At 44.3% G+C, this 16,270-nt stretch carries 13 protein-coding genes; 12 read left to right on the top strand and 1 reads right to left on the bottom strand.

What is annotated here, in order from left to right; all coding sequences use genetic code 11:
* Window positions 1-76 precede the first annotated feature (76 nt).
* Entirely contained in the window at window positions 77-439 is a 363-nt protein-coding gene (locus ABD036_RS13200) for a type IV pilin protein (RefSeq protein WP_343860653.1), read from the top strand.
* A 508-nt stretch (window positions 440-947) separates the two neighbouring features.
* Here the strand turns inward: ABD036_RS13200 and rpsT are convergent.
* Window positions 948-1,208: a 30S ribosomal protein S20 gene (gene rpsT, locus ABD036_RS13195; protein ID WP_343860651.1), complete on the bottom strand. Its 261-nt coding sequence runs from the start codon at window positions 1,206-1,208 to the stop codon at window positions 948-950.
* A gap of 263 nt (window positions 1,209-1,471) precedes the next feature.
* On the opposite strand from rpsT, the gene ABD036_RS13190 reads away from it, so the two are divergent.
* From ABD036_RS13190 to ABD036_RS13140, 11 genes are all read left to right on the top strand, one after another.
* Window positions 1,472-1,912 (top strand): CBS domain-containing protein, encoded by a 441-nt coding sequence (locus tag ABD036_RS13190; RefSeq protein WP_343860649.1) that lies wholly within the window; start codon window positions 1,472-1,474, stop codon window positions 1,910-1,912.
* A gap of 75 nt (window positions 1,913-1,987) precedes the next feature.
* Window positions 1,988-3,565, top strand: coding sequence for a murein biosynthesis integral membrane protein MurJ (murJ, locus tag ABD036_RS13185; RefSeq protein WP_343860647.1), 1,578 nt, complete (start codon window positions 1,988-1,990; stop codon window positions 3,563-3,565).
* Between the two features lie 227 nt (window positions 3,566-3,792).
* A complete protein-coding gene (ribF, locus tag ABD036_RS13180) occupies window positions 3,793-4,719 on the top strand; it encodes a bifunctional riboflavin kinase/FAD synthetase (RefSeq protein ID WP_343860645.1) in 927 nt (308 codons plus the stop codon).
* Between the two features lie 33 nt (window positions 4,720-4,752).
* Complete coding sequence (ileS, locus tag ABD036_RS13175; protein WP_343860643.1) at window positions 4,753-7,584, top strand: isoleucine--tRNA ligase; 2,832 nt, start codon at window positions 4,753-4,755, stop codon at window positions 7,582-7,584.
* Window positions 7,577-8,083 carry a signal peptidase II gene (gene lspA / locus ABD036_RS13170; protein ID WP_343860642.1) on the top strand — a complete coding sequence of 169 codons (507 nt, stop codon included), beginning with the start codon at window positions 7,577-7,579 and terminating at the stop codon, window positions 8,081-8,083. The genes ileS and lspA overlap by 8 nt, the downstream gene beginning before the upstream one ends.
* On the top strand, window positions 8,073-8,507 hold the full coding sequence (gene fkpB / locus ABD036_RS13165) for an FKBP-type peptidyl-prolyl cis-trans isomerase (RefSeq protein WP_343860640.1): 435 nt from the start codon (window positions 8,073-8,075) through the stop codon (window positions 8,505-8,507). The genes lspA and fkpB overlap by 11 nt, the downstream gene beginning before the upstream one ends.
* Window positions 8,508-8,519: 12 nt before the next feature.
* Window positions 8,520-9,464, top strand: coding sequence for a 4-hydroxy-3-methylbut-2-enyl diphosphate reductase (gene ispH, locus ABD036_RS13160; protein ID WP_343860638.1), 945 nt, complete (start codon window positions 8,520-8,522; stop codon window positions 9,462-9,464).
* Window positions 9,465-10,098: 634 nt separating this feature from the next.
* Window positions 10,099-10,737, top strand: a complete 639-nt coding sequence (gene pilV / locus ABD036_RS13155; protein ID WP_425542575.1) for a type IV pilus modification protein PilV — start codon at window positions 10,099-10,101, stop codon at window positions 10,735-10,737.
* Complete coding sequence (locus ABD036_RS13150) at window positions 10,734-11,603, top strand: PilW family protein (protein ID WP_343860634.1); 870 nt, start codon at window positions 10,734-10,736, stop codon at window positions 11,601-11,603. Before pilV ends, ABD036_RS13150 begins: the two co-directional genes overlap by 4 nt.
* Complete coding sequence (locus tag ABD036_RS13145; RefSeq protein ID WP_343860633.1) at window positions 11,600-12,166, top strand: pilus assembly PilX family protein; 567 nt, start codon at window positions 11,600-11,602, stop codon at window positions 12,164-12,166. The genes ABD036_RS13150 and ABD036_RS13145 overlap by 4 nt, the downstream gene beginning before the upstream one ends.
* 13 nt (window positions 12,167-12,179) lie before the next feature.
* A complete protein-coding gene (locus ABD036_RS13140) occupies window positions 12,180-16,268 on the top strand; it encodes a pilus assembly protein PilY (RefSeq protein WP_343860631.1) in 4,089 nt (1,362 codons plus the stop codon).
* Window positions 16,269-16,270: the final 2 nt, after the last annotated feature.

Below are 16,270 nucleotides of genomic sequence, written 5' to 3'. Positions count from 1 at the left end.
GTACTCCTAGCGCGTTTCCCTGTGCTTAACTTAATACAAAGTATAAATACTATTTGGTCACAGGGAGTCTAGTTTTATGCAAAAGGGAATGAGTTTGGTCGAGTTACTTATTACGCTTGCAATGGTTGGTGTGTTAATCAGCTTTGCGCTGCCCACCTACCAACAACAGCAAATCAAAGCGTACCGCACGGCAGGTCAATCGCTATTGTTGCATTATGCCAATACGCAAGCTGAATTTATGTTAGAACGTGGTGAATATATGGGAGCCGATGAGCTTAATATGCGGACCACACAGCGATATAAGTTTGAGGTTTTAATGCGCAGTAAAACTAGCTTTATTTTGCAAGCCACAGCGCAAAATCAGCAAAGCCAAGACACGGGCTGTGAGGTTATGTCTATAGATCAATCTATGCTACGTTTGCCGATAGGTTGTTGGTAGCCAATATGCAAAACTCTCAGTTGAACCACATTAATAACAGGTAAAGTACACCTATTGCTGCAGACGCCCCGAGGATCTGAATGAATCCCTTTTTACCATCTTCCAGACTGTAACCATGCGTCTTAAGATAAATAATCCACGCAAAGAACAACACTATCGGGATCAAAAACAAAAATCGTAACAAGCGTTCACTCCATGTTTTATTTCACTCTCGTCAAATCTGCGTGTTACGTTGATTTAGAGACTGACCATAGGTTGAGGACAAGGGGATAGATTACCTTCTAAAGGGGACATAAATCTATAGCACAGTGGTATTCTTGTTGAAAAGTTACAATTTTACCTGAGGAAACATCGAATCCTTCAGTTCAGGTTCGTTATTGAAATTTATGGCGGGGGGGGCAGCCAAACACGCCTTCTGTGATGTTCATTGCATTGGTTTAGCATGAAAAAAAGGCACAAAAAAAGCGCCCTAAAAGCGCTTTTTCTATAGCATTACTGAAACGCGAAATTACAGTGCTTTGATCTGTGCAGCAAGACGGCTCTTATGACGAGCAGCTTTGTTTTTGTGGATCAAACCTTTAGTTGCCATACGGTCAAGCAAAGGTGTAGCAGTTGCATAAGCTGCAGTTGCAGCCTCTTTATCACCGGCAGAGATGGCTGCATTTACTTTTTTAAGATAAGTACGAACCATAGAGCGACGGCTAGCGTTATGCTGGCGACGCTTCTCAGCTTGGATTGCGCGTTTCTTAGCAGACTTAATGTTAGCCAATGTGAAACTCCCGAAAAAACTAGTCAAAATTCAAGGGCGCAGATTGTGCCTATTGACACCGCTTTTGTCAAACGATTTTCGAGGATAAATCGTAATCAATTCGCTAACAAAGGCCAGGCTTTGAATAAAGAGGTATATACAAGCTCATAGAAACAAGCTGAACGTCCATTTATTGCTCTATAATAAACGCTAAAGCACTGATTCATTCGTTTAGCTTTATAGAAAGCAGTGTAGATTAAAAATGACTACTTCAGGAGCACTCCATGCCATTGCAAGCAGCTCAAATAATGACATCTCGACTTATCAAGCTGACCCCTGAAGCGAGTTTGCATGATGCGCATGAAATAACGCGAGAAAAGGGCATTCGTCATTTGCCTGTAGTGAATCAGCATACTCATCAATTGATTGGCATAGTGACGCAAAAAGATTTAATTGCCAATGTTATCCGCTCCATTGCACTTTATGGTACTGAGGAGCTCTTAGAACGAGAGAAACAAACGAGTATTATGGAAATTGTCCGCTGTGATTTTGCATCGGTAAAAAAGAACGATGAACTACGCGACATCGTTCCTTATTTTTTAGACAACAAGCACGGATGCCTTCCTGTTGTAGACGATAATCAATGTATTATTGGTATTATCACTTCTTCCGACTTTGTAAAGTTGTCAATGCAATTACTTGATCAAACTGAAAACTCCAACTAGGCGCTGGACGCAGAGAGCCGTGTTACCGCATAATGGCGGCTACTTATGATGGGATAATGTTTTAGGGAATACTCTTTGTCCAAAAAACTGCTTAAGTCTGGCGTGGTCGTGGCATGTATGACCTTCATATCGCGAATTTTAGGACTGGTGCGCGATATCGTTGTAGCCAATATGCTCGGTGCTGGTGCCGCCGCAGACGTATTCTTAGTGGCCAACAAAATACCTAACTTTCTACGTCGATTATTTGCTGAAGGTGCTTTCGCGCAAGCTTTCATTCCCGTATTAGCCGAAGTGAAGAGCGAAGGGGACAAAGAACATTTAAGACAATTCATTGGTAAAGTTTCAGGTACTTTGGGCGTAGTAGTCACCCTTGTGACTTTGCTAGGAGTGATCGGCTCTCCCGTTGTGGCGGCATTATTCGGAGCTGGCTGGTTTATCGACTATCTGAATGACGCACCCGGCGGTGAAAAATTTGAACCCTTCGCGCTGATGTTAAAAATTACGTTCCCTTACCTGTTTTTCGTATCGCTCACAGGCTTATCTGGCGCCATTCTCAATACCTTGAATAAATTCGCCGTGGCGGCATTCACTCCGGTTTTGTTAAATGTTGCCATTATTGCCACTGCGTTGTTGCTTGCCCCACAACTCGATCACCCTGAATTTGCGCTGGCATGGGGCGTTTTTATTGGTGGTTTGGTACAGCTGCTGTTTCAATTGCCATTTTTGTACAAAGCAGGTGTGTTAGTCAGACCGCGTTGGGCATGGTCTGATCCGAAAGTGACTAAGGTCAGAATGTTGATGATCCCAGCGTTATTTGGTGTATCGGTTAGTCAAATCAATTTGTTGTTTGACACTATGATTGCCACCTCATTGATGACGGGATCGCCAAGTTGGCTTTACTATTCTGATCGATTATTAGAGTTCCCGTTGGGGCTATTCGGGATTGCGATTGCGACCGTTATTTTGCCTGCACTTTCTGGACACCATGTAAGTAAGGATCGGCAGTCGTTTAGCAACAGTATTGATTGGGCGTTTAAACTCGTTTGTATTTTGGGAATTCCTGCGGCGGCCGGTTTATTTGTGCTCGCAGAGCCCATGCTACTCACCATTTTCTACGGTGGCGCATTTACCGCTAAAGACGCGACCATGGCGTCAGTGAGCTTGATGGCATATTCAACCGGACTGCTAAGTTTCATGTTAGTGAAAGTATTAGCGCCGGGTTTTTATTCCAGACAAGATTTGAAAACACCGGTGCGCATTGGTATTTACTGCATGATTGCCAATATGGTGTTTAATATTATTTTGGCGATTCCGTTTGGCTATGTCGGACTGGCGATGGCTACTGCAATATCGGCCAGTCTCAATGCCGGCATGCTTTATTTTAAACTCCATCAGCTCGGTGTCTATCAAATTACTCGCAATACCTTGCTGTTTGTAATGAAGATCGTGCTTGCTTGCACTGCCATGGTACTCGTTATCCTTTACTTTAATCCTGACATCCCGCAGTGGTTGTCTTTGAGTGTTTGGCAAAAAGCCATTGAATTGGCTAAATTAATCCTGTTGGGATTTGCCGCGTTTGCTATCTCGCTGCTCGTATTGGGAGTGCGGGTTAACAGTTTTCGCGCAACCCATAGGGTTAAAGACCTTGAGTAACAAATCCAAGCCAGACCAGTTCAAATTATGCGTATATCAATCCGCTGAATAATTGCCGGTTCTGGGGGCGCTGCCCCTTTTCTTTTAAGCCGGCCTTTCAATTTACTACTATTTCAACCAGATAATCGGTTTAACCGTTGGTATTAGTTGCCTAGTTCGTTATAATTCGCGCTTTTAATGTGCTCCTCAGCCTGTCCCTTTTGCAGCTGATTATTTTGAGGTACTGAGTGGAATTAATCCGTGGTTTGCACAATCTCCGAGAGAAACACAAAGGGTGTGTGCTAACGATAGGCAAGTTTGATGGTGTGCACTTAGGTCATCAAGCTGTTCTATCAAACCTAATAGAGCAATCTAAGAAGCTTGGATTGCCCTCCACGGTAATGGTTTTTGAACCTCAGCCTGAGGAAGTATTTACGCCACAACATGCGCCTGCACGTTTGAGTCGCCTTAGAGACAAATATGAGCAGTTAAAAAAGTTGGGTGTAGATCGACTTTTATGTATCAAATTTGATCGACAGTTTGCCAATTATGATGCGCACAAGTTCATCGTTGAATTATTGGTCGAAAAATTAGGCACTAAGTTCCTAGTGGTAGGTGATGACTTTCGTTTTGGGAAAGCCAGAAAAGGTGACTTTGCGATGCTTCAGCACTACGCAAATGAGTACGCCTATCAGGTAGTGAGTACACACAGTTTCCGTCATCATGATTGTCGAATAAGTTCTACTGAGATCCGTACGGCGTTAGCTAAGGGCGACTTCGACGAAGCACAGCAAATGCTTGGAAGACCCTTTACCATAGCCGGTAAAGTTGTGCACGGTGAAAAAAAGGGAAGAACCATAGGGTTTCCGACCGCAAATGTATTGTTAAAACGCTGTATCGCCCCCATTAATGGTGTGTTTGCGGTCAATGTTAATATTGACGGAACTAGCTTTAAAGGAGTCGCAAATGTAGGTACGCGGCCTACAGTAAATGGCGAACGGTCACAGTTGGAAGTACACATCTTCGACTTTGAACAACGTATCTACGGCAAGCTGATCCGAGTAGAGTTCAGTCAAAAATTACGCGATGAGAAAAAGTTCGATTCATTCGAGCTATTACAACAACAAATAAAACTCGATGCCCAGCAAGCAAAGCACTTGTTGTGCGCTGAATAAGTCACGAACATTAAACATTGGATTTGAGCCTTAATGAGCGATTACAAACACACGTTGAATTTACCCGAAACTGAGTTTCCCATGCGCGGAAATTTGGCCCAACGGGAACCGCAAATGTTGAAAGAGTGGACAGAGAAAGGTCTGTATCACGTAATTCGGGCGGCTAAAAAAGGCAAGACACCTTTCGTTTTGCATGATGGTCCTCCTTATGCCAATGGTGATATTCATATTGGTCATGCGGTAAACAAAATTCTGAAAGATGTGATCGTTAAAGCGAAAACATTATCTGATTTCGATGCGCCTTACATCCCAGGTTGGGATTGTCATGGTTTGCCGATCGAGCTACAGGTAGAGAAAAAAGTCGGAAAGCCTGGTAAAAAAGTGACCGCCGCGGAATTTAGACAGAAATGTCGCGACTATGCGGAACGCCAAATAGATGGTCAAAAACGCGACTTTATTCGCTTAGGCGTGTTGGGAGAATGGGATAAGCCCTATAAAACCATGGATTTCACTTCCGAAGCCGACATTATTCGAGCCTTGGGCGGCATCGTCCGTTCTGGACACATGGAGAAAGGCTTCAAACCTGTGCATTGGTGTACAGATTGCGGTTCAGCCTTAGCTGAAGCGGAGGTTGAATATCAAGATAAACAATCTCCTTCGATTGATGTGAGATTTGTTGCAAAGGATCAGGACAGCTTAGTTGCCTCCTTTAAACATCCAGAAGGGCATGTAGGCGAGGGGCCCGTGTCTGTGGTTATCTGGACAACAACTCCTTGGACCTTGCCTGCCAACCGCGCAGTCTGCGTTAGCCCGCAATTGGAGTATACCCTAGTACAAGTTGAGACTGAGGGAGCGAAAGAGCGTCTAGTCATAGCGTCGGATCTCGTCAAAGACTGCATGGACCGTTTTGGTGTTGAACACTACCATGCTTTAGGTTTTTGCCATGGGGATGCGTTAGATAAGCAGCTTATTCAACATCCTTTCTATGATTTCTCGGTGCCAATTATTCTTGGCGATCACGTAACAACCGAATCAGGTACAGGTTGTGTTCATACAGCACCAGGCCACGGTGTCGACGATTTTAACGTTGGTGCAAAATACGGCCTAGAAGTGGCTAACCCGGTAGGGGCCAACGGTGTTTATATGCCGGGCACAGAGTTGTTTGAAGGGGAACATGTTTTTAAAGCCAATGCTCACATTGTCGATGTGCTGAAAGAGAAACATGCGTTAGTTCATCATCATGCTTATACCCACAGTTATCCGCATTGTTGGCGCCATAAAACGCCAATCATCTTCCGTGCGACGCCCCAGTGGTTCATCAGTATGGACAAAAATGGCTTACGTCAACAGTCACTTGATGAAATTGCTAAGACCCAATGGATCCCAGAGTGGGGACAAAGCCGCATTGAGAGTATGGTCGAAGGTAGACCGGACTGGTGTATCTCTCGTCAACGTACTTGGGGTGTGCCTATCGCATTGTTCGTCAATAAAGATAGTGGTGAATTGCATCCAAATACGGACGAGTTGCTAGAGCGTGTGGCCAAGTTGGTTGAACAAAAAGGCATACAGGCTTGGTGGGATATTGATACCGAAGAATTTTTGGGTGCAGAAGATGCGGCAATTTACACCAAGGTACCTGATACGCTAGATGTGTGGTTTGATTCTGGTGTGACTCATCATTTTGTAGTCGATAGTCGTGATGATATTCCAGCTTCTGCTGACCTTTACCTTGAGGGTTCCGATCAGCACCGGGGCTGGTTTATGTCTTCATTGATGACATCGGTGGCCGAGAAAGGCCATGCACCATACAAGCAAGTTTTAACCCACGGATTTACGGTCGACGGTGAAGGCAAAAAAATGTCTAAATCGATTGGTAATACGGTCGCACCTCAGCAGGTCATCAGTAAACTTGGTGCTGACATTCTGCGTCTTTGGGTTGCTTCAACGGATTACCGTAGCGAAATTGCCGTATCAGATGAGATCCTTAAACGCTCTGCCGATTCTTACCGACGGATCCGCAATACTGCACGATTTTTGTTAGCTAACCTAAATGGTTTCAATCCAGCTACTGATCTCGTTGCCTATGATGATATGGTGGAACTGGATAAGTGGGCAGTGAGTCGTGCCGCTGCAATGCAAGCCGACATCATTAATGCCTATGAGAAATATGACCTATTGGTCGTGACCCAAAAAATGATGCAGTTTTGCTCCATCGAGTTAGGTAGCTTTTATTTAGACATCATCAAAGACCGTCAATACACGGCTAAAGCGGATGGGCTAGCTCGCCGTTCATGCCAAACTGCCTTGTATCATATTGTTGAGGCATTGGTTCGCTGGATGGCGCCAGTAACGAGTTTTACGGCTCAAGAGCTATGGCAAGAAATGCCCGGTGAAAGAAGCCAGTTTGTGTTTACCGAAACCTGGTACAAAGGATTACCCTCAGCTGACCAACAAAACACCTTTGATAATGGTTTTTGGCAACAAGTGCTCGCAGTTAAAGAACAAGTAAATCGTGCCCTTGAACAACAGCGTAAAGATGGCAAGTTGGGTGCATCGCTGGAAGCTAAAGTGACTTTGTATGCATCATCGAAACTTGAGTCGGTGTTAAGTCGACTAGAAGATGAGTTACGTTTCGTATTGATTACGTCTTCTGCCAAAGTAGTGAACAGTGATCAAAAGCCTGCGAATGCCATTGCCACTGAGTTAGATGGATTATGGTTATCCATCGAAAAGTCTGACGAACAAAAGTGTGTGCGCTGCTGGCACTATCGTGAAGACGTTGGAAGTGACAGCGAGCACCCTGAATTGTGCAGTCGTTGTGTGGATAACGTTGATGGCGAAGGTGAAAAGAGACTTTATGCTTAATACGATTTCAAACACGGGACTGCGCTTTTTATGGTTGACGCTAGTTACCATTGGATTAGATCAATGGACTAAGCATGCTATCGTGGGCAGTATGGATTTGTACCAATCCATTCAGATAACCCCTTTTTTTAATCTAACCTATACCCATAACTACGGTGCTGCGTTTAGTCTATTTAGTGACGCTAGTGGCTGGCAACGCTGGTTCTTTACTGTGATTGCGCTGGTGGTCAGTGTGGTGATTATTCGCTGGTTAAAGTCGACACCTAAATCACAGATTATGCTGCCGGTGGCTTTCTCACTGATATTGGGCGGTGCTATTGGTAACGTTTATGATCGTGTTAGCTATGGTTACGTAGTGGATTTCTTACATGTTTATTATCAACAATATGATTGGCCTGTATTCAATATCGCTGACAGTGCAATTTGTTTAGGTGCGGCATTGCTTATTGTTGATATGTTTAAAAATAAAGAGAGCTCAGAGGAAACTCATGACAGTTAGTATTACTCCTTCTAGTGAAGTGCTAATGCATTTCGACCTAAAATTGTCTGATGGTTCTGCTGCTGACAGCACACGAGTAAATAATAAACCCGCTAAGTTACAAATGGGTGACGGTAGCCTGACAGCAAACTTTGAACAATGTTTACTCGGTTTAAAGGAAGGTGATAAAAAGTCTTTCACGCTCAATGCGGATGAAGCCTTTGGTATGCCTAACCCTGATAATATCCATCATATGGATAAGTCGCGGTTTACCGCCGACACGCCAGTGGATGTTGGGACTATTATCGCTTTTAGCCAACCCGATGGCTCTGAAGTGCCGGGCATTGTGCGTGAGGTAGCAGGAGACTCAGTGACGGTTGATTTTAATCATCCTCTCGCTGGGCAAACCGTTATATTTGATGTGGAGATCCTTGGCGTAAGCTAAGAATAAATGAGTATGCAAATACATTTAGCAAATCCCAGAGGCTTCTGTGCAGGTGTTGATCGTGCTATTACGATTGTCGAGCGCGCATTGGAAATTTTTGCGCCACCTATTTATGTTCGCCATGAAGTGGTTCACAACAAATTTGTGGTGGATGGTCTCAAACAGCGAGGCGCTAAATTTGTTGACGAACTCAAAGAAGTGCCCGATGACAGTATTGTTATTTTTTCAGCTCATGGCGTGTCACAGGCAGTGCGTAACGAAGCCGCTAAACGCGGGCTGAAAGTATTTGATGCGACCTGCCCACTCGTTACAAAAGTACATATGGAAGTGATGCGGGCGAGTAAGAAAGGCATTGAATGTATTTTAATAGGGCATCAAGGCCACCCCGAAGTAGAGGGGACTATGGGCCAATACGACAATGCTCAAGGGGGGATATACTTAGTCGAATCCGTTGAAGATGTCGCCACATTAGAAGTGAAGAACCCACAAAAATTGTATTATTGTAGTCAAACCACATTGTCAGTGGATGATACCGCTGATGTGATAGACGCCTTGAGAGACAAATTCCCGGCGATTGAAGGGCCACGCAAAGATGATATTTGTTATGCCACTCAAAACCGTCAAGACGCCGTAAGGGAACTTGCTACCGATTGCGACGTATTATTGGTGGTAGGTGCTCAAAATAGCTCTAATTCAAACCGACTGCGCGAACTGGCCGAAAAAATTGGTGCTAAAGCCTACTTGATAGATGGCGCAGATTGTATTCAAAAGCAATGGCTCGAGAATGCCCAACACATAGGCGTTACTGCTGGCGCCTCAGCTCCAGAAGTACTGGTAAAATCTGTGATTGATAAACTTATTGGTTGGGGAGCCCAAAAAGCGACCGAGCGTCCTGGCCGCGAAGAAAATATTGAATTTGCGGTGCCCAAAGAGTTGCGTATCAAACAAGTTAGTTAGTCCAAGCACCGCTGTGAGTTGGATAAGAGATCCCAGCTAACAACATGCTGGGATGACGCGGGGAGCATGCTGGGATGACGCGGGGAGCATGCTAGGATGGCGCGCGGTGCAAGCTGGGATGACGTGGGGTTGCATGCTAGGATGACAATATTAAAAACTCGCTGGGATCTTGCGGTGTCTGAAGGTCTGTTTGAATGTGTTCATTACTCTCATCGGTTCTATACAATTTTCTCGTTTCTATCCTCATATTATATCCTCCGTTTGCCGAATCCAGCCTATTTCCGCCAGACGTTGCGTAAGCGTATCTGCATAAGCTGACAATTACCGCAGCTTAAGGGTAAGAATTAATACTAAATTATCCAGATTTCAGGTTAAATCTATCTAAGAACATCTTGTATAAGTCTATGAAATATATCAAATTCATTAAAACTATCTTGTTTTAGTGTTGTTATTGTGTGCACTCTAATGAGTCAAATATATACCTAAGGGTAAGCGTTAATAACCAACATGTAGCTGAATTACGCTACATTTAATACCATCAAAAAAGTGTTTTCGTTGAGTACCACACAAAAGTCTATACTGTTTATGTTGTACTGAATTGTTAGTTAATTTATCTGGACCAAATTCAGGAGCCGTGGTGAATAAAAGCTTATCTTATCCCTGTCATTCTGCGCAGCAAAAAGGCGTCGGTATGATTGAGGTGCTTGTCACCTTATTCATTCTTTCTATCGGGATATTAGGCGTTGCTTCGCTGCAATTCGTGAGTTCGTTTTCTAATGCTGATGCATTAAATCGTTCTCAATCGGTGATGGTTGCTCAGCAACTCAGTGAACGATTAAGAGCCAGTGCTCGTATGTCGCTAATTGGTGATGGCTTGGTGGTTGATGAGAATTACTTTAACCAGAATTTGTACAATTTTAATAACCTAACCTGTAATTCAACCGCAACAAACCACGCTTGTTTTTGTCTCGCTCATCCGGGCGATATCCCTGATTGTACTGGTGGCCAATGTGATGCAAGCGAATTTGCTAGCTATGACGCTTATCAGGCATCGTGCTCGGCGGTTTCCGCTAACCCAAGTGTAAAATTGGGCGTTAGTTGTGATGACAATAATAATCTAGATGCTGAAGCGTGCAGCGCGGGTTCTCGAATTAGCATCATTCTTTCATGGCCGGTCGAAAGTTGGCAGAACATTGAGCGGGCCTTAAATGAAGAATGTAATGTCAACGAGGCCGAACCGCATGATTGTGTGCGATTGGATGTTGTATTATGAAACGACATGCAAATTCTCAACAAGGCTTTACCTTAGTCGAGATTATGATTTCATTGGCGCTGGGGTTGCTCATCTCTGGTGCCATTATTCAAGTCCTCGTCAGTAATAGCCTGACTGAAAGATTGAACCGTTCCATTGCTTCTACTCAAGAAAGTGGGCGTTTTATTATTTCCAGACTGCGCAACGAGTTAATTATGGCGGGACGTTATGACATTTTATCGCCAGATTTAAATCGAGATTTTGATGTCATTTTGGAAAATGCTTATGTGCGTAATCACCCCATTATATTGCCAGGCGATTTTGCCGCATTCCCTGAGGTTGGCTCTACTCAAGGAGCTTCAGGTGCCAGTGATAAAGTTGCAATCAGTCTACAAGGTCAGACTGACTGTCGCGGTTATAAGTTAGGCTATGACGATCAAGAAGAGTTCTTTGTGGTCAATGAATATTTTGTCGATGGCAGAACCTTAAAGTGTCGAGGTTTTGATGGGCGTGTATTAAGAGGGCAAAAAGCCGCGGTAGGGCATGACAGTCATGCGGCAGTTACCTTAGTCGATGAAGTTGAAAACTTTCAAGTGTTATACGGTTATACCAACAACCTGATGACGGGTGATAATTCAGCTCGCCCTGTGGGTTATGTTACCGCGGATCAACTTCCCGCTATTTTGGCCAGTGACGGTCAGGTCGTTGCCTTAAGAATTGCCATTTTGCTGAAAGGTGACGCTGAAGTCTCCATTGATAATACGCCAAGCTTTAAGTTATTGAATGAAGCGGCAGTCAATCCGACTGAAAAACGGTTATTCAAGCAGTTTGAAACCACAATCACATTACGTAATGTGAAAAACTTTATGCGAAGTAGAAAAATATGAAACAGCAAGGTTTAGTCATGGTGTTCGCACTACTGGTGCTAATGAGCCTAACAGTGCTAGGTGTAGCGTCTGTATCCAGCAGTTTAATGCAAAACAAAATGGCCGTTTCTATGGAAAAGCAATCTTTGGCATTTGATGCGGCAGAAGCTGCTATCGCCGGCGTTGTTTTTGAATCGGAAGATGAAGTGTTACTGTCTGATGCAGATAAAGTTGATCCCCTTTCTGAAGCTCGACAGGGCAATATTGTCGATTTAGCTAATGACGATTTGACCTGTTTCAATGATGATGATTGGACCAACCGAGCCGTTACTGCTGCCAACGGGTTGCAAACTAATACCGAACATACGGCGGAAGGTTTATATGACGATAATCCTGAGATTACTAGTTGGTCACGTACTGCATTTGTAGAAGAAAGAGCTTGTTTAGGTTCAAGCAATGTCATTGGTGGCAGTAATATAAGTTGCCATGTTTTTGTTATTAAAGGCTGTGGCCAACTCGAAGGATCTAAGTTTGCGGTAGCCAACACGTTAAGTGCGTCAGTTTTTGCGCCAGCGTCTCAATAGCGAGGTTGTATTTATGTCTATTCAAAAAACGCTGAACGGCACCGCCGCTCTTATACTCTCCAGTATGATCGGATTTTCTGCTTTTGCCGATGATCTTGAAATCTATCTTGGCACTTCCGATGCAGCAGTCGAATATTATCCCAACGTACTCTTTATTATGGATACGTCTGGGAGTATGGGAGCGAAAGACAACACTGATGAAACCCGCATGCTGCGCGTTCAAAATGCACTTAAAGAAACCTTATCTAGTGTCACCAATATAAACGCTGGTTTAATGCGTTTTTCTGATTTTGGTGGCCCGGTTCTTTTTCCAGTACAAAATATCAACTCCCCCGTTGTTCCAGAAATTATTACTCCTATTGTCAGTGGCAATGATGATGCTTATGAAATAAATGGAGTCGTGAATACTAACTCTAGCCGTATTAAATTATCCCAAGGTAACGATGTCGTCACCAGTGGCTATCGTTATCAGGGTTTAAACATACCTCGCGGTGCAACGATAACCAGCGCCTATTTGCGTTTCACCTCAGCGCAGCTCAATACGGCCGTTACCACAATGCAAATCAAGGGTGAACTGAGTGGTGACTCGCAATCTTTCAGTAATACTAATTTTGATATCTCCGGACGCACCCGCACCAGTAATGTGTTGAACTGGACAACCGATAATAATTGGCCACTGTCTGGTGAGAGTATTCGCTCTCCTGACATCACTCATATCATTCAAGAGATAGTGGACCAAAATGCTTGGTGTGGAAAAAATGCGTTGAGCTTAATAATTGAAGGTAGCAGTGTAGATGGCTCTAGTGATCGTCGAGCTAAAGCTTTTGAAGATGGCACAGGTTCAACGCCTCAGTTGGTCGTAACCTATGACGATACTACTGCGACTGGCTGTGTGAAAGGTGATCTTACTTACCAAGTCGCGTCACAGCGAGATAATGCTGAAGAACGCAACGATGGTAATCAGTCTACCGGCAGTGAACTGACCTTTAATCCGTCGAATAATAAGTATATTGGTATCCGTTTCCGTAAATTGGCGTTACCCCGAAATGCCGTTGTTGCTAACGCATATATAGAGTTTACCGCCTATCAGAACCGCACCAGTGGCGGTGCGTCTTTTAGGATCCGTGGCGTTGACGAAGCCGACCCCCGCAATTTTAGAAATTACCCTCGTTATCTGTTACGTGATAAGCCAAAAACGTCAGCTTCGGTAACTTGGAGTAATATTCCCGCCTGGTATCGTAATAACACTTACACCTCTCCGCCAGTGACGTCGATTGTTCAGGAGATAGTCAATCGTGGCGATTGGGATAGCGGCAATGACATTATGTTTGTGGTGTCTGACATGGTTGGTGTGCGCGGCGCTTATACTTATCAAGGTAAACCCTCAGGTGCGCCCCGATTAGTCGTTGAATTTGAAGGTGATGCAACACCAGGCACTACCTCTACTGTACGTCAGCATTTGATCAGTAAAGTGGATGAACTGTCGGCTAATGGTTATACGCCTATCGTAGATACTCTTTTAGAGGCGGCCAATTATTTTGGAGGGCGTGATGTCGACTATGGTTTAGCTCGCGGAACTAATGCGGTAAGTGCGTCAGTGCGCAGAAGTACGCGTGTTAGCCATCGTTCGTCTTATATAGGCAGCGACTCAGTCCTTCCTAATGGCTGTACGGTTGATAATCTCAGTGATTCAGATTGTGTCAATGAATACATTCCGACAGGTGCCACCTATATCTCACCGATTGTGGACCAACAATGCCAAACCAATAACCACATCGTGTTGTTATCTGATGGTGAAGCCAACAACAACCACAGTGTGTCAAAAATTGAAGCTTTATTAAACAGGAATTGTACATCGAGCAGCGGTGGCGAAAAGTGCGGTTTAGATTTGGTCGAAAATATTGGTGATATAGGTGATTCTTTTATCGATTCGCGGATTGTGACCCATACCATTGGCTTCAATACCAATGAAACGGCCAGTACCTTCTTGAATAGATTAGCACTTAACGGTGGCGGTGGTTTTTATCAGGCTGATAATTCAGAAGATTTAGTCACGGCATTCTCGTCTATCTTAAAAACCGTCAAAGATGTTAATACTACCTTTGTTTCTCCTGGGGTAGCGGTCAATCAGCTAAACCGATTAACCCACAATGACGAGTTGTATTTCGCGCTGTTCAAGCCATCAGAAGGCGCCATTTGGCCTGGTAACTTGAAAAAATATCGTATCGATGGTGATGAGGTATTAGATAAAGACGGCTTACCAGCGGTCGATGACGGTACCGGATTTTTCTCTGAAAACGCGCATAGCTACTGGTCGGTGCAAGCCGATGGAAATGACGTACGAGAGGGGGGGGCGGCTAGCCGCATGACTTTGAGCCGCAATATCTATGCATTCGAAGGAACCGGTACTATTGCCACTGAGAGTAACCGTTTACACGAAAGTAATAACAGTATCACCGAGGATGATTTAGGTATTTCGACTTTACCCGATTCTGCAGCACTCAGAACAACAATACTGAAATGGGCGCGTGGCGTAGACGTTCGAGATGATGATGGTGACGGCGACAGCACGGATGTGCGTTTGATGATGGGAGATCCGATTCATTCACAGCCAATCATAGTGAATTATTCTGATACCGAAAGCGCTATATTAGTCGCCACAAACCATGGTGTGTTGCATTCATTCGACCCAGTTACGGGTAGCGAAAACTTTGCGGTAATGCCAAAAGAAATGCTGATGAATCAGTATGACTTGTATCGTGATGGCTCAACCTTTAATCACATTTATGGATTAGATGGCGACATGGTGCTGCGCAACACTCAAAGCAATAAATATCTATATGTGGGCATGCGTCGTGGAGGACGAAACTATTACGCGTTCGATATCACTAGTAAAACCTCTCCAGCGTTAAAATTTGAGATCCGTGGTGGTAGCGCAGGCTTTGAAAAACTTGGTCAGAGTTGGTCACGTCCCACTGCCACTAAGATCCGCATAGGCGCGTCGACCAAAGACGTGTTAATTTTCGGCGGCGGCTATGACGAGCAGCAAGACGATAAGGAATTGCGCAGCGCTGACTCTGTAGGGAACGCGGTATTTATTGTTGATGCTGATACTGGCGGTCTGCTGTGGAGTGCCAGCAATTCAAATGCTGACCTCGTGCTGTCTGAAATGGAATACAGTATTCCTGCGCGTATTTCGGTCATTGACCGTGAAGGTGATGGCTATGCAGATCATATGTATGTTGTAGATATGGGCGGACAAATGTTTAGACTCGACATTCATAATGGAAATGGCGTAAGCGAGCTTGTAACAGGCGGTCTTATGGCGAGTTTTGGTGGTGATGCCGCAATTGACAACAGACGTTTTTTCTACGGTCCTGATGTGTCTGAAATTAACCTCGGTGATCAACATTTCTATGCTGTAGCCTTAGGGTCTGGATTCCGAGCTCATCCATTGAATAGTGAAATTCAAGATCATTTTTATATGGTCAAAGACGAAGGTGTATTTGCACTCGATGAGAATAATCACTACACCTTACCGGTTTTACCTTACACTACCGATGATTTATTCAACGCCACTGCGCATACATTAACCTCAGCTGATGATACTGAGCGAGAAATAGCGACCAGTGAGTTTGCTGAAAAACATGGCTGGTACTTGGAGTTAGGGGCTGGTGGCGAAAAAGTCCTAGCTTCGCCATTAATCATTGATTATCAGTTGTTCTTTACAACCTATTTGCCTGCATCAGCCAACGATAGTGCTTGTGCACCTCCAGCAGGAAACAGTCGTGCTTACTTAGTGAATTTAGTTAATGCAAATGCGGTCACTGATTTGAATTTAGATGGTGACCTACAGAATGAGGATCGTTATGCGCAGTTGCGTCAAACTGGGATTGCACCTGAAACCAAAATATTGATTGAAGATATTATTAAGCCAGTAGTGTGCCTTGGTACAGAGTGTACCTCAGCGGTAATAGATTTGGATGAGAATGGCGATCCTGAGCCTTGTGGCACAGCGTTCGAGTGCTTAGCTGAAAATATCTACGGACGCTTTGAACGGGTACAAAAAAGCAGTTGGAAAACCGAGATAGAAAGACAATAGGA

Origin of the sequence: Aliiglaciecola litoralis (assembly GCF_039523355.1) — a bacterium.
GTDB lineage: Bacteria > Pseudomonadota > Gammaproteobacteria > Enterobacterales > Alteromonadaceae > Aliiglaciecola > Aliiglaciecola litoralis.
Note: the sequence above shows the minus strand (reverse complement) of the source record. Positions and strands in the feature narration are given on the sequence as shown.